Annotated in this window: 19 protein-coding genes and 1 pseudogene; 3 read left to right on the top strand and 17 right to left on the bottom strand. The window is 42.3% G+C overall.

All coding sequences use genetic code 11. The annotated features are described in order from the left end of the window. Positions 1 to 353: 353 nt before the first annotated feature. Together ACMAZD_RS00610 and hemB are read right to left on the bottom strand one after the other, a co-directional pair. Positions 354 to 788 (bottom strand): GNAT family N-acetyltransferase, encoded by a 435-nt coding sequence (locus tag ACMAZD_RS00610; RefSeq protein WP_435248168.1) that lies wholly within the window; start codon positions 786 to 788, stop codon positions 354 to 356. 78 nt (positions 789 to 866) lie between these two features. Beyond that, entirely contained in the window at positions 867 to 1,910 is a 1,044-nt protein-coding gene (hemB, locus tag ACMAZD_RS00605; protein ID WP_017107915.1) for a porphobilinogen synthase, read from the bottom strand. A gap of 208 nt (positions 1,911 to 2,118) precedes the next feature. Here hemB and ACMAZD_RS00600 point away from each other — a divergent pair, with 208 nt between their 5' ends. Beyond that, positions 2,119 to 2,880 (top strand): TatD family hydrolase, encoded by a 762-nt coding sequence (locus ACMAZD_RS00600; RefSeq protein ID WP_435248167.1) that lies wholly within the window; start codon positions 2,119 to 2,121, stop codon positions 2,878 to 2,880. Between the two features lie 265 nt (positions 2,881 to 3,145). On the opposite strand, the gene ACMAZD_RS00595 is transcribed toward ACMAZD_RS00600, so the two are convergent. The 8 genes from ACMAZD_RS00595 to rmuC all read right to left on the bottom strand — a co-directional run bounded on the left by ACMAZD_RS00595 (position 3,146) and on the right by rmuC (position 9,706). Further along, positions 3,146 to 3,439: an SHOCT domain-containing protein gene (locus ACMAZD_RS00595; RefSeq protein WP_435248166.1), complete on the bottom strand. Its 294-nt coding sequence runs from the start codon at positions 3,437 to 3,439 to the stop codon at positions 3,146 to 3,148. Next, positions 3,429 to 4,169: a twin-arginine translocase subunit TatC gene (gene tatC, locus ACMAZD_RS00590; protein WP_371707187.1), complete on the bottom strand. Its 741-nt coding sequence runs from the start codon at positions 4,167 to 4,169 to the stop codon at positions 3,429 to 3,431. The genes ACMAZD_RS00595 and tatC overlap by 11 nt, the downstream gene beginning before the upstream one ends. 115 nt (positions 4,170 to 4,284) lie before the next feature. Further along, positions 4,285 to 4,692 carry a Sec-independent protein translocase protein TatB gene (gene tatB / locus ACMAZD_RS00585; RefSeq protein WP_435248165.1) on the bottom strand — a complete coding sequence of 136 codons (408 nt, stop codon included), beginning with the start codon at positions 4,690 to 4,692 and terminating at the stop codon, positions 4,285 to 4,287. 3 nt (positions 4,693 to 4,695) lie between these two features. Further along, positions 4,696 to 4,944 carry a Sec-independent protein translocase subunit TatA gene (tatA, locus tag ACMAZD_RS00580; protein WP_371707189.1) on the bottom strand — a complete coding sequence of 83 codons (249 nt, stop codon included), beginning with the start codon at positions 4,942 to 4,944 and terminating at the stop codon, positions 4,696 to 4,698. Between the two features lie 49 nt (positions 4,945 to 4,993). Then, on the bottom strand, positions 4,994 to 6,628 hold the full coding sequence (gene ubiB, locus ACMAZD_RS00575) for a ubiquinone biosynthesis regulatory protein kinase UbiB (RefSeq protein ID WP_017079346.1): 1,635 nt from the start codon (positions 6,626 to 6,628) through the stop codon (positions 4,994 to 4,996). Beyond that, on the bottom strand, positions 6,625 to 7,230 hold the full coding sequence (locus ACMAZD_RS00570) for a ubiquinone biosynthesis accessory factor UbiJ (RefSeq protein ID WP_435248164.1): 606 nt from the start codon (positions 7,228 to 7,230) through the stop codon (positions 6,625 to 6,627). The genes ubiB and ACMAZD_RS00570 overlap by 4 nt, the downstream gene beginning before the upstream one ends. 97 nt (positions 7,231 to 7,327) lie before the next feature. Then, a complete protein-coding gene (gene ubiE, locus ACMAZD_RS00565; RefSeq protein WP_029222994.1) occupies positions 7,328 to 8,107 on the bottom strand; it encodes a bifunctional demethylmenaquinone methyltransferase/2-methoxy-6-polyprenyl-1,4-benzoquinol methylase UbiE in 780 nt (259 codons plus the stop codon). 66 nt (positions 8,108 to 8,173) lie between these two features. Further along, positions 8,174 to 9,706: a DNA recombination protein RmuC gene (rmuC, locus tag ACMAZD_RS00560; protein ID WP_435248163.1), complete on the bottom strand. Its 1,533-nt coding sequence runs from the start codon at positions 9,704 to 9,706 to the stop codon at positions 8,174 to 8,176. Positions 9,707 to 9,843: 137 nt separating this feature from the next. Between rmuC and ACMAZD_RS00555 the strand changes: the two genes are divergently transcribed. Next, positions 9,844 to 10,725, top strand: a complete 882-nt coding sequence (locus ACMAZD_RS00555) for a DMT family transporter (protein ID WP_435248162.1) — start codon at positions 9,844 to 9,846, stop codon at positions 10,723 to 10,725. Positions 10,726 to 11,047: 322 nt separating this feature from the next. Here ACMAZD_RS00555 and ACMAZD_RS00550 read toward each other — a convergent pair whose 3' ends face one another. The 3 genes and pseudogenes from ACMAZD_RS00550 to ACMAZD_RS00540 all read right to left on the bottom strand — a co-directional run bounded on the left by ACMAZD_RS00550 (position 11,048) and on the right by ACMAZD_RS00540 (position 13,487). Beyond that, positions 11,048 to 11,371 carry a hypothetical protein gene (locus ACMAZD_RS00550; protein ID WP_435248161.1) on the bottom strand — a complete coding sequence of 108 codons (324 nt, stop codon included), beginning with the start codon at positions 11,369 to 11,371 and terminating at the stop codon, positions 11,048 to 11,050. 99 nt (positions 11,372 to 11,470) lie between these two features. After that, positions 11,471 to 11,932 (bottom strand): annotated as a pseudogene (locus tag ACMAZD_RS00545) (IS4-like element ISPpr4 family transposase); the annotation flags it as partial. A 517-nt stretch (positions 11,933 to 12,449) separates the two neighbouring features. Next, positions 12,450 to 13,487 carry a hypothetical protein gene (locus tag ACMAZD_RS00540; protein WP_435248160.1) on the bottom strand — a complete coding sequence of 346 codons (1,038 nt, stop codon included), beginning with the start codon at positions 13,485 to 13,487 and terminating at the stop codon, positions 12,450 to 12,452. Positions 13,488 to 14,191: 704 nt separating this feature from the next. Here ACMAZD_RS00540 and ACMAZD_RS00535 point away from each other — a divergent pair. Continuing rightward, positions 14,192 to 14,494: a hypothetical protein gene (locus tag ACMAZD_RS00535; protein ID WP_435248159.1), complete on the top strand. Its 303-nt coding sequence runs from the start codon at positions 14,192 to 14,194 to the stop codon at positions 14,492 to 14,494. A 414-nt stretch (positions 14,495 to 14,908) separates the two neighbouring features. Here ACMAZD_RS00535 and ACMAZD_RS00530 read toward each other — a convergent pair whose 3' ends face one another. The 4 genes from ACMAZD_RS00530 to ACMAZD_RS00515 all read right to left on the bottom strand — a co-directional run bounded on the left by ACMAZD_RS00530 (position 14,909) and on the right by ACMAZD_RS00515 (position 18,768). Further along, positions 14,909 to 15,583: a DUF2290 domain-containing protein gene (locus ACMAZD_RS00530; RefSeq protein ID WP_435248158.1), complete on the bottom strand. Its 675-nt coding sequence runs from the start codon at positions 15,581 to 15,583 to the stop codon at positions 14,909 to 14,911. Between the two features lie 6 nt (positions 15,584 to 15,589). Next, positions 15,590 to 16,018 (bottom strand): ATP-binding domain-containing protein, encoded by a 429-nt coding sequence (locus ACMAZD_RS00525; RefSeq protein ID WP_435248157.1) that lies wholly within the window; start codon positions 16,016 to 16,018, stop codon positions 15,590 to 15,592. A 90-nt stretch (positions 16,019 to 16,108) separates the two neighbouring features. Then, positions 16,109 to 17,056: an IS30 family transposase gene (locus ACMAZD_RS00520; protein ID WP_435248156.1), complete on the bottom strand. Its 948-nt coding sequence runs from the start codon at positions 17,054 to 17,056 to the stop codon at positions 16,109 to 16,111. A 62-nt stretch (positions 17,057 to 17,118) separates the two neighbouring features. Beyond that, positions 17,119 to 18,768: a DEAD/DEAH box helicase gene (locus ACMAZD_RS00515; RefSeq protein ID WP_435248155.1), complete on the bottom strand. Its 1,650-nt coding sequence runs from the start codon at positions 18,766 to 18,768 to the stop codon at positions 17,119 to 17,121. Positions 18,769 to 18,933: the final 165 nt, after the last annotated feature.

Below are 18,933 nucleotides of genomic sequence, written 5' to 3'. Positions count from 1 at the left end.
TGAAAATACTTGCCACTAAATATGCATCTTGTTGAAATTGAGATATAAAAAAAGCGACACCCTAAGATGTCGCCTAGCAAAAACCGGTAAAGCTATTCAAATTGAATATCACAGCTTTACCTAAAAGCTATAAATTACACTGGAAGCAATGTGAGCAATGTCGTGTCAAAAAGAACTTAGTACAAGTTCGCGAGAATTCTGTTGGGTAGCCAAGTAGATACTTGAGTACTTAACATTCTTGTGAACATTTCCTCATTCCCTAAGACAAAGTTAATAATAATGATTCTCATTTAATAGTCAACAATTAAATGATAATAAATCTCATTTAATTTCTAGACCTTTAATTACAGTGCTCAAATTCGCTTCAAAAAATGAATTCTATGGGCATTAATGTCTTCTTTTTCTTCTAATTTTTCGATTAGATAACCGTTTCTCAATAACAAACGCAGCATGGCTGGAAACTGATTACGAGATTTCACTTTTAGTTGTTGATATCCCTGTTGCTTCACCCACCGCTCTTGAACATCAAGTTGCGCTTGCGCCACACCCTTGTTTCTCGCCAGTGATGAAACACCACCAAACCAGCTATAAAATGTGTTTTCATCCAATTCATAACCGATCTTAAAACCCAGTAACACACCCGCCTCTTCAGCAACGAGGAGCAGGCTTGTTTTACCCGCTAATCGCTCCGATAAAGACGCGACATTCTCTTTTTTGGCAAACTCGGTAATCTGTTCAACAACAGAAACCACCTCTTCTAATGAGCCTTCACGCACAATGACAGACATATTGTTTCATCCTCATAAAACAAAAGGGCTGGTACAACGGCCAACCCTTTGGTGATCATATGTTTTGCTTGATCGTACTTACTTGCCTTGCAAATGCTCTGCAGCTTGCGCGTTATCTTCAGCAAGCCACTCTGCGACATCTTTAGCGAAGTACGTCAGGATGCCATCAGCACCAGCACGCTTAAAGCACAACAGTGATTCCATTACGGTTTCGCGCTCTTTCAGCCAACCATTTTGGATCGCAGCTTTATGCATCGCATATTCGCCAGACACTTGGTAAGCAAAAGTCGGCGCTTGTAGCTCATGCTTAACACGGCGCACGATGTCTAGATAAGGCATGCCTGGCTTAACCATCACCATATCCGCACCTTCATTAAGATCCATGGCCACTTCGTGAATCGCTTCATCGCTGTTTGCTGGATCCATCTGGTAGTTCTTCTTGTTACCACCTTTCAGGTTCGAAGCACTGCCGACCGCATCACGGAACGGGCCGTAGTAGCACGATGCGTATTTCGCAGAGTAAGCCATGATTTGGGTATGAATATGACCCGCTTCTTCTAAAGCTTCACGGATCTTACCAATACGACCGTCCATCATATCTGATGGTGCAACGACATCTGCGCCCGCTTCAGCATGAGACAGAGCCTGCTTGATCAAGACTTCAGTCGTCTCATCATTCATCACATAGCCATCTTCATCGATGATGCCGTCTTGACCATGAGTGGTAAACGGGTCGAGTGCTACATCAGTAATAACGCCCATATTTGGCACGTGTTCTTTGAGTAAGCGTACTGCGCGCTGCACCAAACCTTCCGAGTTATGAGCTTCAGCAGCACATAAGCTTTTCGCATCTTGGTTCACTACCGGAAACAGAGCAATCGCAGGAACACCCAATTTTGACAGGTAATCCGCTTCCTCAAGCATAAGGTCGATAGACAGACGCTCAACACCTGGCATTGACTCTACAGGCTCACGGCGCTCTTTACCCATCAAGATAAACATTGGGTAGATTAGGTCATCTACAGACAATTGATTTTCTGCCATTAAGCGACGGCTAAAGTCATGTTTACGCATACGACGCATACGACGACCTGGGAATTGACCTTGAATTGAAACAGACACTAGATTCTCCTTGCCTAGTCTAAACACCAAAATGCTTAGATATGAAAAGTGCTAAATACTGGCAAAAGCATATCACTGATGGCTCAGGACGCTAGCAGTAAAGCGAAAAACCCATTCAAAAAAAGGGATAAATGGCAAAAAATGACCTTCTCCTCACACTGCCGTATACTCATGACAACTCAGTACAGACTGCTTTCAGGACAAAATAATGATCGACACCCATGCCCATATTTACGCGAGCGAATTCGACGAAGACCGCGAACAAGTGGTGCAGCGCGCACTTGCCCAAGGTATTGATACGATTCTATTACCTAACATCGATTTAGAATCTATCGAACCCATGTTAGCGACGGAAGCTCAGTTTCCTGAAATGTGCCGTTCAATGATGGGCTTACACCCTTGCTATGTCGATGCGAATATCGAGCAGACCCTGAAAACCATTCGAGCTTGGTTTGATAAGCATGATTTTATCGCCGTCGGTGAAATCGGTATCGACCTGTACTGGGACAAAACCTTTAAGGCCGAACAAGAGATGGCGTTTGTGACCCAACTGCAGTGGGCAAAAGATCTAGACCTACCTGTCGTGATCCACACGCGTGATTCTATTGAAGAGACACTTGCCCTGCTTCGCCAAGAACAAGATGGCAGTTTACGTGGCGTGTTCCATTGTTTTGGCAGCAGTTTAGAAGAAGCTCAAGCGATCAACGCGCTCGGCTTTCACCTAGGTTTAGGTGGCGTATCGACCTTTAAGAATTCAGGGATGGATAAGGTGATTCCACATCTGGATATGAATTACGTCATTCTCGAAACAGACTGCCCATATTTAGCACCTGTGCCAAATCGCGGTAAACGCAATGAGCCCGCGTACACAGAATTGGTCGCAAAACGTATCGCTGAATTACGCGGAATTACCCTTGAAGAAGTCGAAAACATAACCACCATCAATGCTAAATCATTGTTTAATCTATGATGGATCTATCAATAAGTAATTATTACGGATTTATCCTCAATTCATTTGAGAAAACAAGGTGATATGTATAATATCAACCGCCTGCATATGGAGGTAGTTGATTATGTGTGACCACTCACAACACTTACAACGTCAACATCGAACTCGATGGCATAAAATATTAGGGATTAAAGAGCTCTATATATGTCAAAACTGTGGCTATCAGTTAAAGATTCGATAAACAGACATAATAAAAAAGCGGCCCAAGGCCGCTTTTTTATTATGTCTAAAGAAGTTCTTTTTTCTTCATTATGAACTCATCATCAGTTATGACACCTTTCTGCTTCAGCTCGTATAATTTCTCAAGCTCATCGGAGATAGGGTATTGCTTTCTTGCCGGTTCTATAAAACACCAAATAAGAGCAGCAACCCAACATAAAAATATGAATAGACCAACGACTGACAAGATGGTTATTGCAACTCTATATGCATGCTTTTTTTTATGAGCAATAATAATAGGGATAAAGGGGGGAATCACGATCAAAAGAACTATTAAAGCCTGCCATATGCTAATCCCCATCTTCCTCATCCTTCCTTGTATAAAACTTCGCAAAAAACAATCCGACTTCAAACAATAGACACATCGGAATTGCTAATAGGGTTTGTGAAATCATATCTGGAGGAGTCAAAAGCATACCTATGACAAAAGCAGCAACAACTATATATGCTCTTTTTTCTGCCAAACTTTGAGGAGTCGTAGCCCCAGTCCAACACAGCAAGATAATCGCGACTGGCACTTCAAAGGCAACGCCAAACGCAAAGAATAATGCCAATACGAAATCAAGATAGCTCGATATGTCAGTCGCAAACTCGACCCCTCCCAATGATATTGCAGTAAAAAAGCCAAACACCAACGGGAATACTACGAAGTAAGCAAACGCCACACCACAATAAAACAGCAATGAACTTGAAGCCAATAACGGCATGATCAAACGCTTCTCGTGCTTGTATAGGCCCGGAGCGACAAAAGCCCATACCTGATACAAAATAAACGGCACCGCGACAAAAATAGACGCGATTAAGGTTAACTTCATCGGGGTAAAAAATGGCGACGCAACATCGGTTGCGATCATCGTCGCCCCTTCCGGTAGGCGATCTACCAAAGGTGCTGATACGAATTCATAAATATCATTAGAAAAATAAATTAAGCCAACAAAAACAACTAGAACAGCTAGAATCACTCTCAGCAAGCGGTTTCTTAATTCTAGTAAATGACTTATTAAAGGTTGTGATTGCTCTGTCGAGGACATGTCAAAACTCTTATGAGGAAATATCGAAAGGAGCCGCGCGTGTATCTATCTACTTGAATAGCTATCGACTTAAACATCTAACGACTCAAGTATCCGGCGACTCCTCCTTGCGAAACTATTCGGCTTTCTTATCTGACGGCGCTGAAGCTTCGCTGTTGACCTGAATGGTTTCAGATTCAACAGTTTCCGTGACACTAAGTTTAGTCTCACTTGGCTTATCAGACTCAGGCTTAGCGTACGGACGTTGAACCTCAGCAGCGGCCTGCTTGAGTTCATCGACTGATGCTTTTAGGTCTGGAGATAAATCTTCCATACCCATTTTTTCCGCCTTGCGTAGGTTTTCTTGCAGCTCTTGCACCTTAAGCTCATGAGAAAGTTCATCTTTCACACTGTTTGCCATGCTTTTCGCTTGCCCAACAAACTGGGAGATACTGCGAATTGCAACGGGCAAACGCTCAGGCCCTAACACCACTAACCCAACGACAGATATTAATACCAGTTCCCAAAAACCGATATCAAACACTTTTTATACCTGCTCTTTGTCTTTCTTTGCTTCAGCAGTTGTTTCAGCACTCGCTTCTGTCTTTTGCTGTTCAATATTCTTTGGTTCAAAGTCTGCGTCTTTCTTATCTGCAGGCTTATCTTCATCGCTCATTGCTTTTTTGAAGCCTTTAACCGCTGAACCCAAATCACCACCAACACCACGTAATTTCTTTGTACCAAATAATAAAATCACAATAACGGCGATGATAAGTAGCTGTTGCCAACCAATCATAATATCTTCCTCAGGCTATCTACACATAAATTTTAAAAGAGTCTACTGTCTAACGACGGTAAGCTCGCCAGCTTAGCAGCCAAAATGTGACACCTGCGATGCCACAGCCCATAGATAGCTGCTCATAGGGGCTTGAAACTAATATTGCGGAGCATACGACTAAAGTTGCTCCAACGCCAAACAAAAACTTTCCAGTTGCTTGCTGACGCTTACTATCTCTATAGCCTTGATAAAGCTGATCCATTCTGTGGTTCATCGCTTTACCTTGGCGCAAGCTGTCATAAAGTAGCTCTGGCAGCTCTGGCAGTTTTTCTGCCCAGAATGGCGCACGCTCTTTTACTGCGTTAATCACAGCTTGCGGCCCCACCTGATTCATCATCCAGGTTTCAAGGAAAGGCTTCGCCGTTGCCCACAAATCAAGTTGCGGATACAGCTGACGGCCTAGGCCTTCGACATACAACAAGGTCTTCTGAAGAAGCACCAACTGAGGTTGAACCTCCATGTTGAAACGTCTTGCTGTATTAAATAAGTTTAGCAACACATGGCCAAATGAGATCTCGCCAAGTGGTTTTGCAAAAATTGGCTCACACACCATGCGAATCGCGAACTCGAAATCGTTGACGTTGGTGTCGTGTGGAACCCAACCCGAATCCACGTGCAGCTCTGCGACCTTACGGTAATCTCGATTGAAGAAGGCCAGCAGGTTCTCTGCTAAATAACGCTTATCTTCGCTGTTGAGCGTACCAACAATGCCACAATCCAAACCAATCCACTGAGGGTTATCCGGATTTTCTGGATTAACGAATACGTTACCCGGGTGCATGTCGGCATGGAAAAAGCTGTCTCGGAATACTTGAGTGAAGAATACCGTCACGCCACGTTCTGCCAACAATTTCATGTTGGTGCCGTTGGCGTTTAGAGTTTCAATATCGGAAACCTGAATACCATAGATTCGCTCTGACACCATCAGGGTTTCACTGCTTAAATCAGGGATAACCTCTGGGACATATAGCTCTTCGCTGCCTTCAAAATTACGTCGCAGCTGAATGGCATTGGCTGCCTCTCGGCGCAGGTCCAGTTCATCAATTAACGTTTTTTCGTACTCGTGAACGACCTCAACCGGTTTCAAACGACGTGCTTCAGGAAGCGACTTAGCGACTATACGCGCCATTCGGTGCATCAGTTTTAGATCTGCATCAATCACCGGGCGAATATCAGGGCGAATTACCTTCAGAACAATCTCGCGGCCGCTCTCTTTAAGCTTTGCCGTATGCACCTGAGCGATAGAAGCCGAGGCCAGTGGCTCGATGTCAAAGTCGGTAAACCAGTTATCTAAACTGCCACCCAGTGCCTTTTCCATATCTTGCTTGGCCAATGCACCATCAAATGGAGCGACTTGGTCTTGCAATAAAGCCAATTGATCAGCGATATGAGGAGGGAACAGATCACGACGTGTCGACATCATTTGACCAAACTTGATCCACACTGGCCCAAGTTCTTGCAGCGCAAGGCGTAAGCGATGACCCAACTCTTTATCTTGATGCTTGTTCTTAAGCCAAAACAGTGACTTTCGCGCCAGTAAAGGAGCTTTAGTCAAATGGTGCTCAGGCATCAATTCATCAAGGCCGTACTCTAACTGTACCTTGATAATATGATAAAGACGTTTCAGTTCTGTTGGGGTCATATTTTCTCCAACAGAGCGTTCAACTTAGCTTCAAGGCGAGCTACCGAGCTTTTTACGTCATCAACCTGATCGCAAAAATGTGCCACTTCTAATGGCGCTGGTGCAATCTTCCACTCTTCAGTTAATACCTGAGAGAGATGGTTTTGATGCTTAGTCGCTTGCTTAGCTACAAGACCGCCAACATTCTTAACGCCTTGTACCAAGGTATGCGCAACCACATCGCCCGTTACGCGCGATAGCCACTCTTCTAAGTCCGGCTTGCAGTCTGTCATCAGCTGAGCAAATTTTTGTGCGAGTTGAATGTCACCCTCTAAGATCAGCTTATCTTGCTTGATCAGCTTGGTGATGTTCGATTGCTCACGCAGTTCAGGCAGTACCGATAGGTTCAAAGATAGGTAGCAATCAGGCTGCCCTTCATATTCAGACAACACATCGATTTGTTGGCTAAAAACGAAAGTGAGAGTTTTATTCAGCTCTTTCAAATTAACTTGAATGATCTGCCCCTTTAAACGAGACAAACGACGAACCAAGGCTGGATCATCGTTCACGAAAGTATTTAAAGAGGTTTCAATAACCGCGGTGACCAATGGATCAAATGGCATGACTGTCCTTACCTTTGAAAACGGATAAGCGTTAACCTATCCGTTCTGTCTTTATTCTTATTTTTAGCACGCCCTACGAGCCTGCTACCAAGTTCGACTAGAACTTGTAACCACGGTGCAGCGCAACAATGCCGCCCGTTAGGTTGAAGTATTTTGTATTTTCAAAACCCGCTTCTTGCATCATGCCTTCCAAGGTTTCTTGGTTCGGGTGCATGCGGATTGATTCTGCAAGGTAACGATAGCTGTCTGCGTCGTTGGCAATCAGCTCACCCATTTTTGGCAACAGGTGGAAAGAGTAGGCATCGTAAACCTTTGATAGAGGTTCAAGTACTGGCTTAGAAAACTCAAGAACCAACAGACGACCGCCCGGCTTCAGCACACGGTACATTGAACGGAGCGCTTGGTCTTTGTCGGTAACATTACGCAGACAGAAGCTGATGGTAATGCAATCGAAGTAGTTATCTGGGAAAGGCAGCTCTTCAGCATTGGCTTGAACGTAATGTACGTTGCCAACAATACCGCTATCACGCAGTTTATCGCGGCCAACATTCAGCATTGAGTTGTTGATATCAGCAAGAACCACGTGGCCTTTTTCGCCAACGATACGCGAGAATTTCGCAGTCAGGTCGCCAGTACCACCACCAAGGTCTAGGATACGTTGACCAGGGCGAACGCCACTGCAATCAATCGTGAATCGCTTCCACAAGCGGTGAACACCACCCGACATTAAGTCATTCATGATGTCGTATTTAGCGGCTACAGAGTGAAATACCTCTGCTACTTTCGCGACTTTTTGGTCTTTCGCGACGGTTTCGAAACCAAAGTGTGTGGTTTCTGACTCTACTGCTGAATTTGTCTGCACGCTTGTGTCCATAATGCTGTTATCTACCATGGTAAGTTCTCATCGACAGTGCACTCTGTGTTTAGAGTGCGCTGCGGCCAATTAGTTTACTTTATCCTCAGCGGGTTGTCTTTCTACTAAGGAGGCATTTTCTGAAAAAGCCTCATTTTGAGCGATTTCCGCCAAGCCAACCGAAATCGGTTTCTTCACCTCAACACCGAGGTGTTTGAAGCTTTCCGCCTGACGAATCACATTGCCACGCCCAGTCACTAGCTTATTCATTGCTCCTTGGTAGCTTTGGTTGGCTCTGTCTAATGAGCTACCAAGGCCTTCCATATCATCAACAAACAGGCGTAGCTTGTCGTAAAGTTTGCTCGCGCGCTCAGCGATAACTTGCGCGTTCTGGTTCTGTCTGTCATTGCGCCATAGATTATCAATGGTACGTAGTGCCACCAGCAAGGTCGTAGGGCTGACCAAGATAATGTTTTGCTCCATGGCATCGTTAACTAAACTAGGATCGGCTTGAATCGCCACCTGAAACGCAGGTTCTACCGGAATAAACATCAACACATAATCAAGGCTCTGTATACCTTTAAGCTGATGATAATCCTTCTGGCTCAAGCCTTTGATGTGCGCTCGTAGTGAAGCTAAATGATCACGCAGTGCTGCGTCGCGTTGTTGATCGGTCTCAGCGTTGAAGTAGCGCTCAAATGCGACTAACGCCATTTTCGAATCCACCACCACCTGCTTATCTTGTGGCAGGTGGACGATTACATCGGGTTGATAACGCTTGCCGGCATCGTTCTGTAGGTTCACCTGCGTTTGGTATTCATGACCTTCTCGCAAGCCTGAATCCGCCAACACGCGAGCCAGCACCACTTCGCCCCAGTTACCTTGTTGCTTATTATCACCCTTTAACGCCTGAGTCAGGTTAACCGCTTCACGCGTCATGCTCTCATTGAGGCGTTGTAGGTTTTTAAGCTCGTGAACTAAGGTGTGACGCTCTTTAGCTTCTTGACTGAAGCTATCATTAACTTGCTTCTTAAAGCCCTCTAACTGCTCTCGCAACGGCGATAACAAACCTTCAAGACTCTGCTTGTTCTGCTGATCAACCTTGGCGGTTTTGCTCTCAAACAGTTGATTCGCTAACAGTTCGAACTGCTGCTTCAATCGGGACTCTGCCTGCTCTAACAATTGCAGTTTCTCACTGTTGGCGAGATTTTCTTGATCGTGCCTAGCTTCTTGCTCGCGAAGCTCAGCTTCCAACTCAGACTTATGCTCTTTAAGAACATTGATTTCATCGGCGTACTGCTGGCGCTCTTGTTTCACGGCTTCAAAATAGCGCAGCTTTTCCATTGCGGCCATCACCTTGCCATGGGCTTGCTTGAGCTCGAATGCCGCTTTGTCGCGGTCGTCATCCAACTCATTAAGCTCTTGTTGCGCCTCTGCGAGCGATGACTTGAGCTGCGCCTGTTGAGACTCGTGCAACAAACGATCGGACTTAAGTTGCTGCTCCAGCAATCGCTGCTGAAAAGAGAGCTTCTGTTTAACCCACCAACCCACAACGCCACCGCTGACGAGCGCGCCAGAAATTACAGCAATAAGCGTTGCTTGGTGTTCGATAATCCATTGCATGATAATGATTTAGCCTAATTGAAATAACTCATTAAATGGTATTTTGATACTGGATAAATGTCCAGTTTGCCGTATTAAAATTCGACAGATAGACTAGGCGCTCCGTATTCTGCCCCATCAAATTAGAATGAGTTGCTATGAACGAACGTCGTGCCTTGGGCTTTGGCCTTTCCGCAGTATTACTGTGGTCAACAGTTGCTACTGCTTTTAAGCTGACCCTTGCTGAGTTTTCACCGATCCAAATGCTGACTATCGCTAGCATTGTGTCTTCTATCGCATTGATTGCCATCTGTGCCTTTCAAGGCAAGCTTTCTCAGTTGAGTACTACGTTTCTTTCAAACCCTTGGTATTACTTATTGCTTGGTTTAGTCAACCCATTGGCTTACTACCTGATTCTTTTCAAAGCCTACGACTTACTGCCCGCTTCTCAAGCGCAAGCTATCAACTACAGTTGGGCGATCACGCTGACGCTAATGGCGGCGGTGTTTCTAGGGCAAAAGATTCGTAAACAAGATTGGGTGGCGTGTACCTTCAGCTATGCGGGCGTTGTAGTGATTGCCACCAAAGGTGATGTGTTAGGCATGCAGTTCGATAGCCCACTCGGTGTGGCCTTAGCTCTGCTTTCAACGCTGCTGTGGGCGGGCTACTGGATTTTAAATACTAAGAACAAAGCTGACCCTGTGGTGGGTGTATTGCTTGGGTTCTTAGTGGCATTGCCATTCGCGATCGGTTTAACCCTTTACGAAGGCGAAAGCTTTAGCCAAATAACAGCGAAAGGTTGGATGGCGGTGACTTATGTAGGCCTGTTCGAGATGGGTATTACCTTTGTCTTGTGGCTATCAGCACTCAAGCTAACCAACAATACGGCACGTATCAGTAACCTAATTTTTGCGTCACCGTTTATCTCGTTAATGCTACTTTCGACTATTATTGGCGAAGAGATTCACCCGGCGACACTGTTTGGCTTGATGCTGATTATTGCTGGTTTGGTCATTCAACAAATAAAAGTGAGTAAATAGCTCAGGCTCATAGCAGGGCATAGCTTTCTAACCTCTTTTCTTGGTAAGCATTGTTAGGAGCCTACCTTCTCAATACTGGCACCTAAAATCGCGAACTATCCACTTATTTACCTATCAACTGCATCTTCTATCTCATTGAGAACAAAAAAATCACGACCTAAATAACAAGGCTGAACAAAAAATTTATCTTTACTGCATCCAATCGATGAGCTCTTACGTCTCTTATAAGCATTTTGAGTTTAGAGGTATAAACAAAGCCTAACGTAGAAAAAACCAACTACTAATGTAGTTGGTTTTTAAAATTCAGCAATATCAAATATATTTACATAATTGATTTCTTTTTTAAAACATACAAAGTATATATTATAAATAGCATGTATATAACAAAAAACACTTGTAAAAACCAATTTTCATTTATTTGTTTAGAAATAAATAAATGCATCACCGTAAATAAAATAATCGATATAAATAGCTCATGCTTAGGGTGCAGCATTCTCAATATAAATAATGGTAATGCCCAACCTAAAAGAGGAATTAATATTATTGTGACTAAGTCTTTTATTTCAAAATAAGGTTCAATAAAATAAGCTGTTCCCCCTAAAAAAACAAGGAAAAGAAAGCAAAATATCTTATATAATCCAATCATATATTAACCATGTTAAAAATAATTCCTTACAAATAGCATTGTCATCAGTTTCGGAAAGAGCCGAATCAATAAACTTTGCAACTTCTCCACCATAGACATCTACACAAGTTGAGCAAAAAACGTACTGGCCAACTCTTTCATCCTATTGATGTCCTCTGTCGTGTAAGTGTTCAATACCTCGCACATTTGTAAGAACACCCAGAGGCCAGCAAGCAAGGCTGAATATATCACTGGCTTTGAACGCTTCGTTAAACGCCCGCTTAATTTCACTAAAAAACATTTAAATTCATTCGCTTATTCTGACTTATCTGAGTAAAGCTTGAAAACGAGCGTGGTTGCAACACTGGCTACAATTAACCGTTTAAGTATCAATTCACCCGTTGTCTGTTGCCATTTCTCAAGCTGATGACCATTCGTTTTCAACAGTTTGAACCAAGACTCAATATTCCAGCGGTGGCAATTCTACATCGCTATCTCTGTCGCATCAACATCGAAAACATTTGATAATAAATACCACCGTGCCAACTCATTGCCTTTTTTATCGGTCACTAAGCTCATAACAATGGTTTGATAACGTTTAGAGAGTCTTGATTCTAAGAGGCACGGTAAATGGTGTTGTCCAAAAAGAGTCATAATCAGTACAACTGAAAAAATAGTTAACTCTCTTGATCATCGATCCTTAGATCAGTTCCCTGAATTAAATCAACCGCTCACAATGCGACCAATCTGTGTAGATACCTATGCTCTTTTTACACAAGCCACCTAAATTAGTATATCTCCCTTCTTCACGAGTAAACAGAATCTATCATAATCATGCTGATAAACGCAGATAGGGTGAGGGGCTGCAACACCAATCAAAAAATGCTCAAAGGCTTCTTGCCACTCATCAGATAGATCCCGTGGGTCTACAACCATAAAAGGGGCGTTAAGAAGTTTTTGAGGTTGCAAAAAAGGAAACTCACTCACACTCATCGGCCTCTTACATTTCATTACTTATGAAGCAAAATATAGCCGAAATAAGTGACAAAACGGGAAGCTCGTAACGCAACCTTGTTGCACAAATCAATCTCCGTTCGGTTTATTTATTCCTATTTGAAAAGAAAAAGTTTGTATTCTGACCTATGTTCTCTCTGTAAATTATCTTGTCACATAAGTTCATTTCTTCTCTTAAGTCCTGTTGAACAATCGAGCAAACCACAGAGATAGAACGTGATGCGAAGCAATTGATCTCGAGGCATTTTTGACAATCATTTTCATTATGGACCATGAACGGAATAAACACTGTTTCTCGAGACTTAATACCACAAGGAATAGTAATGGTTTTACTATGTGTATTGATAAAGTCTAAATAATGATTTGAATAGATCTTTTGTATCGCTTTTAGAATCAGGCTCAAATGAACATGTGTTGCGTTACGAAAACGACCATCATCATGTAGTAACCACACCAGAACACGGGTTCTATCATCAAGCCCACACTCCCCAGCAACTTTCTCATCAATCAAGTAAAGGCGCTTCCTTATCCATTTTTGGAAAATTTCCGCTAGGCATGGGGAAGCCTTTGCAGCGAATTTGAGCAATGTATTTTCTACATGATATCTACGAATTTCGTAAGAATGTATTCTGGCAGGAAAGTGACCTGATAAGATTTTTTGAAGATAGTCATAAGGGTTAGAAAGTGGGTAGTCTACATTTCGTAGTGTCTGATGATGTTGAACACAAAAATCACTACATAACCAACAGGCCTTAAAATAGCCGAAGCCAAACTCCCTAATCTGTGCACGTATACAATCTGGACAAAACTTAATGGTGTAGTAACCAGACTGTTGAGAAGCCCCCCTCCCCTTATAAAACGTCTCATTCAACCTCGATAAAAAATATTGAGGATTACTGAAAATAGCCCTAGTTTCTTTAACAATGTTAGAGTTCATAACCAGCACTAAAAGATGATGTTCTTCATGTTGTTGGTACAGGTGGACTGTAGAATCTAGTACGCCAGGTTGCCTCACCCAATATCCGCTTTTACTTACGATATTAGATACATCCGAGACACCATAAACAATATGATGCCTTAAAATAAAGCTATGTGCAGATTCGTCTGAAGGACTTATTATCATCTTTTAACTTATTACCCCATACTAAGCTTACCTCGCCCTTGGCCAAAATCGTGCTAGATATCAAGAGTGACTGACTACTCCCTTCCGCATGTCGAGCAGGGGAGCTAAAGCTCCAAATCTTTTATACTAATCGTACTCAAAAATTAAGTAGTTCTTATCACCATGACTTTGATGACCACGATTGGATAAAAAGGCCATCACCGCTATCTCTCTTTCCAGTGCTTCAATATCAGCATTTATCCTTGCAAGATTGCTATCGTATCGTTATGAGTAGCTTGAACAGGTACATTTCCGATCAAACTATTGCTCTCTGACAGCTCCTAGGTTTCGGTGTCCTGACGTGAGATAGGATTATCCTATACCCCCGAACCATTACTCGGTCACTCACAGTGGGATAAAATGGTTTTAGCTACGAATATAAAATTTACAACAACTGTCGAGGTGTCCAATAGACATAGAATCGACATTTTGTTAATTCTATGTCGCTTCATTAACCCTGTTCTGGTAGACATAAGATCGACATTCTGTCGATTCTATGTCGCAGTTCTGTTGAAAATTAAACCATATATAGGAGATATACCCTCACAAATATTAAACCAAAACATATATCCACCAATGCTTTGCACATTAAGGCTTGGCCAGGTGAAAAAATCTGTCGGAGATTCGTTAAAAGTTAGTATAACGATATATAGGGTTAAGGATTGATGAATCAAAAGCTAGTATCTGGGCTGAAATCCACCGAAAGGTTGTTGTTAAAATGGGGAGCTACCCATGAACAGATACAAGTTATTCTACCAACTGAAGAGGATAGCCTTGAAGTTAGAATCAGCAACCTTTTAAGTATCCATGCTATTTTAAGGGCAATATTTAGCGATGAAGACAATGTATATGGCTTTATGAGTCATACAAACAACAACACTTCTTCAAGCGGCGAAGCCCAACTAGTATCATCGCTTCAGGACGCTTATCTGATTTACAAGCAGTCAGAGATGAAATTGATAACTTAGTATTACGCTAAGATAACCGTACTTAGCCATGATAAGGGGTGTTAGACACGTACACTCGACAAATTCATTAATCGATATATAGGGTTATCTCATCGATTCCCTCGCCATATTACAGAAGAAACATACTCTAAATGTTTCAGCTCTTCTAGAATGTTGTTTTATGCTTCTACAGATAAATCACAGTCAATATTGACACTTAAGTAGACATCGAGCCTATTGGTAGCTGCTGTGATACTCATTCCAATTCCATATAAGCGTACTAGTCAACCCCATCTTCGTTAGCATGAACTTAAAAGACTCTGACAATCAGAGGACGCTCTCGACGCTGTATCAGTTGTTGCTGTAGAGCTCTTACTGTGTGGACAACGCAAGCAACTCGAATAGTTACTTTCAAGAGCCCCCATCTGCTACCAACTACAGCATCTGAAAAGTATTTATATGTAATCGACTTTTTTGTCCCTGAGTCAGGGTGTCAATACTCCCCCACGTCCTTAAATCTCGATATAAAGAAGCATCTTGGACAAGAACATCATAAAAATTCATTACAATAAAAGTGACAAACTCTCTCAAGCATAATGGTGACTTCACAGGAATTCGACACGTTTCCTCACTTAAATGCATATGAACCGTAGGGTGTTCCTCTGTTGCTTGATTCGGTGCATAATCAAACCTTAAAGGGCTTCTAGATCGGAAAGATTCTATGTCACCTTTAGTCATTTTCTCTAAAATAATATCTGTTATATCGTTTCCATCCAAGTCCGAAGAGTCCACAAGGACTGGGCAAGGATACCAACATAATCGGTGCTTAACGATTGTAGAGCGATCTAGTGTATATGATATTTGAAATAGAGAGCCATCACTAAGAAGCATCGAATACTGCCTATTTTCAACCAAGCTACAATATTCTGAAATTGACGAAAATTCTTCATCCTTTAGGATATAGCCGTCATTACCCCAACTAATTTCTTTAAGCCCTCCGGATTTCCTAAAAACAGTATGATTGCGAGAATCATGTACTAATCCTTTAAGTTGCCATTGAAAAATTAAGTTGTTAATTGATTCAACTAAATGAACGTCTCTTATTTCCATAATAAATTACTCAAATAGAGACCTAAAATCTTCCGGAATATCTTCTTTCGAGAGTTCACCACTTTCAAACATGGCCTTCAGCCTCTTAATGTGGCCAAACCCTTCATATATATCCTGCTTCTCACCATCAGTTTTATCTTTATAAGCAGTACTAAGCTGTGCAAGCTCCCCCTCCGTTGGGTACTTAAATTCCAACTGGAATTGACGTTCAAAGACTTTACTTATCTCATTCGATAGTTCCACCATTTCATCTCCAACGCCTGTAATACGGACCCATGCTTTAGCTCTGGTAATAGCAGTAAAGAGTGAGTTTCTTTTTTTACCGAGTTCAAGACCAGAATTACTGTAGTTAGCTTCCATTGCATACACTAGAGGAGCTTCATTTCCTTTAGCTCTATAAATATGCGTAATTGCAATAGAATCATCAACAAACACAATATCTCGGCTAGTATTCTTACCGACAACATGACAATTAATATTGCGCTTTCTCCCGAATTCAACCCCGAAGTGCGACACTCTCCAATATCAAGCAGCCAATACCATTTCTTTAAAGACAATCGCTGGTTGCTTGAAGTCTAAACACTTTTTCGGTCGATAATTTATCCGTGATACAGCGAATTCAATATCGCTGTCTGTTACCGTTGTTAAGTCGGTTCCTTTCTTCACATATTGCCTTAAAAGCCCGTTAGCATTCTCATTGGCTCCACGCTCCCAAGAACTATAAGGGTGGGCAAAGTACACATCAGCCTCCAACGCCTTTGCGATGGTTTCGTGGCCTGCAAACTCTCTCCCGTTATCTGCCGTGATGGTATGGACATGTTCCTTATAAGGCATGAGTAGCTCGATGGTGGCTTTGGTGACATCATCTGCTGACTTCGATGGCACTTTCTTGACCACGTAAAATCGTGTTTTACGCTCTAAAATTGTCACCATAGCACCAGTGCCATGTTTGCCTAATACGGTGTCGATTTCCCAATCACCCAATCGCTCCTTACTGTCAACGATGCTTGGCCTATCATCGATAGAAACAGCATTCTTGATCGCTGGCGCTTTCTCTTTTCTACCGCGACGATACCGCTTGTGACCTTGCCTCAAGTGGCGATATAACTTGCCTCCCAAGCGTTTATCCTGCGCAACAAATCGGTAGATCCACTCATGGCTGACAGCGGCACCGACTCTCGTTAATACACTGGAAATCTGCTCTGGACTCCAATCCGATTCCAAAAGGAGACGGATAAAATCAACACGCTCCTGAGGTATTCTGTATTTACGAGCTGATGTGCGTTTTTTGATTGAGAATACCTGAGCTTCGCTTGGGCAATAATGACTGCCTCTACTGCCGCGTTTAAGCTCACGATATACCGTAGAGCGATGGCACTGAACAGTTTTAGCTATTTCAGAAACCGAAATCCCCCGTTCCAAAAGAGCAGAAATCTGGTATCTTCTGCCCTCGGTCAACTGCTGATAATTCATGGTAGTACTGCTTGTTTCTTTGGCGAGAAGAGCGTACCACTTTCAGCAGTTGGCTTCCTCTTCTACACCTTTCCATGAATGTCGCACTTATTATCTGAAATCGGGCTTAATTCATTCATAAGGAAAGCGCTATCACTGCCTAACGTGTATGCTTTAGGAAAAACAACCAGAATATCACTTGGTTCTAACTCTTTGTTTTCAATACTATCCTGAATATCATTTGCGACCCATTCAGCTTCCCTTTGCTTTGAGCTAAAACTTTCATATTTAATAGAATCTTCAGGAGTCAAAAGCTCGGAAAAGTAATTAGGAGTACGCTCAGCACTACGTTGTAGATTAACTGGTATCCCTAGCTCTAACCTACCACCAATAACCTCATACCCTATGTGTTTCCAAAAAGTAGGATCATTAAACATTCTTACTAAGCCTTGTTCTCTATAGACACCAAGGCCGAGAGCAAGAGCTAATGAGAGAGTCCAAGGAGGATTCCGATAACAAATGGGCAGCATAATATCCTGAAGTGGTTTGTTTTGTTCATTCTCCAAAGTGACTAAGGGTGCACCTAGTTCAGTACTTCCAAACAGTGTTTCTGGAGGTTGCATTGTAAATTCACCCAAATTTTGCAACTCATCGTATGCCCAAACTACCTGCTTTTTACTGTTTGTAAACTTATACACTAGCTTAAAAAATGATGCTGGAAAATCTTGCGCTTCATCAATGAGGATATAATCATATAAAGGCTCAATTGACACTTTTTCTGCAACTTCCAAAGCTTCTTGGCATGCCCCTTCGAAGGCTTTATCTTGTCCATATTTACTTTGAGCCGCATAGAAACTAAGAGGCTCAATCCCAAGTTGCTCACAAATCTCAGAGTAAATCCCAACCTCTCTTGCACTTCCCCACGCATGACGAATTTTGAGAAAATCAGGGTCAGGTTCATCAGCTAGGTGCTGAAAATAGAATTTTTCGATAAGTTTTTCGAACTGCTGATATAGAGCTCTTGATTGAAAAGTTACTGCGACTTTTAGTTCTGAATTATATGCATGCAAATATGCAGCTTTCATAGCTAAAATAATAGTCTTACCACACCCCGCTAAACCCCTAATTCTCTGAGGTTTTTCTGGCGACTCAATTGCTGCTTTCTTTTGCCATTTATCAAGATTCGCAATTTCCTTTTCGATTTTCTTCATGATGGTTCCATATGAACCTTCAGTTACTGCTTTGTTACGTTTTTTCTGGGGTTTTAAAACGGAAGTTTTTTGGATGGAAGCATTTATAAGTTTAAATTGTTCTTCACTAATAGCTTCACAGTCAGTTAACTGATTTACAAAGTCTGAAGGAGTAATGATATCGGCATCAAGATCTGTTTCAGGTAATTGCCTGAAACTAAAAATTGTAATTTCAAAGCTTAATTTACGTCTGACTACCAACGGTTTTTCAGTCAAAAATCGCTTGAACAGACCTCTATATATATCATCTTGGTAGTTGAGAACATCGTCCTCACTGGAGCCAACTTGTGTTGTTAAGTCAAATGCGACTACACCGTGCTCCCTAGTTACGAGTAAAGCGTCTGTCAACAAAGAGTCATCATCAACATCAAATATTGGATACCCTACATATAGCGTACCCTTTAGATCAACCCCGTTAAGGCACTCCACCAAACATTCAACGGCCTGAGGGTTGCTTTTTTTACCGAACACATACTCAATCATAACTAGTCTACCTAAGAGATTCCTTTCTATTATTCTATTCTAGTCAACAAGTTAAATAAACTATAGCGTTCAATACCGTGCGCTTTGCAGAATATTGACTATCACGGAAACATCCTCCCCTGTCTAATGAAAGTTAATAGCCATTGGATACAGAATTAGTACTAG

Origin of the sequence: Vibrio sp. nBUS_14, assembly GCF_051201655.1 — a bacterium.
Taxonomy (GTDB): Bacteria; Pseudomonadota; Gammaproteobacteria; order Enterobacterales; family Vibrionaceae; genus Vibrio.
The sequence above is the reverse complement of the archived record's forward strand: the minus strand, read 5'-3'. Positions and strand labels throughout refer to the sequence as shown.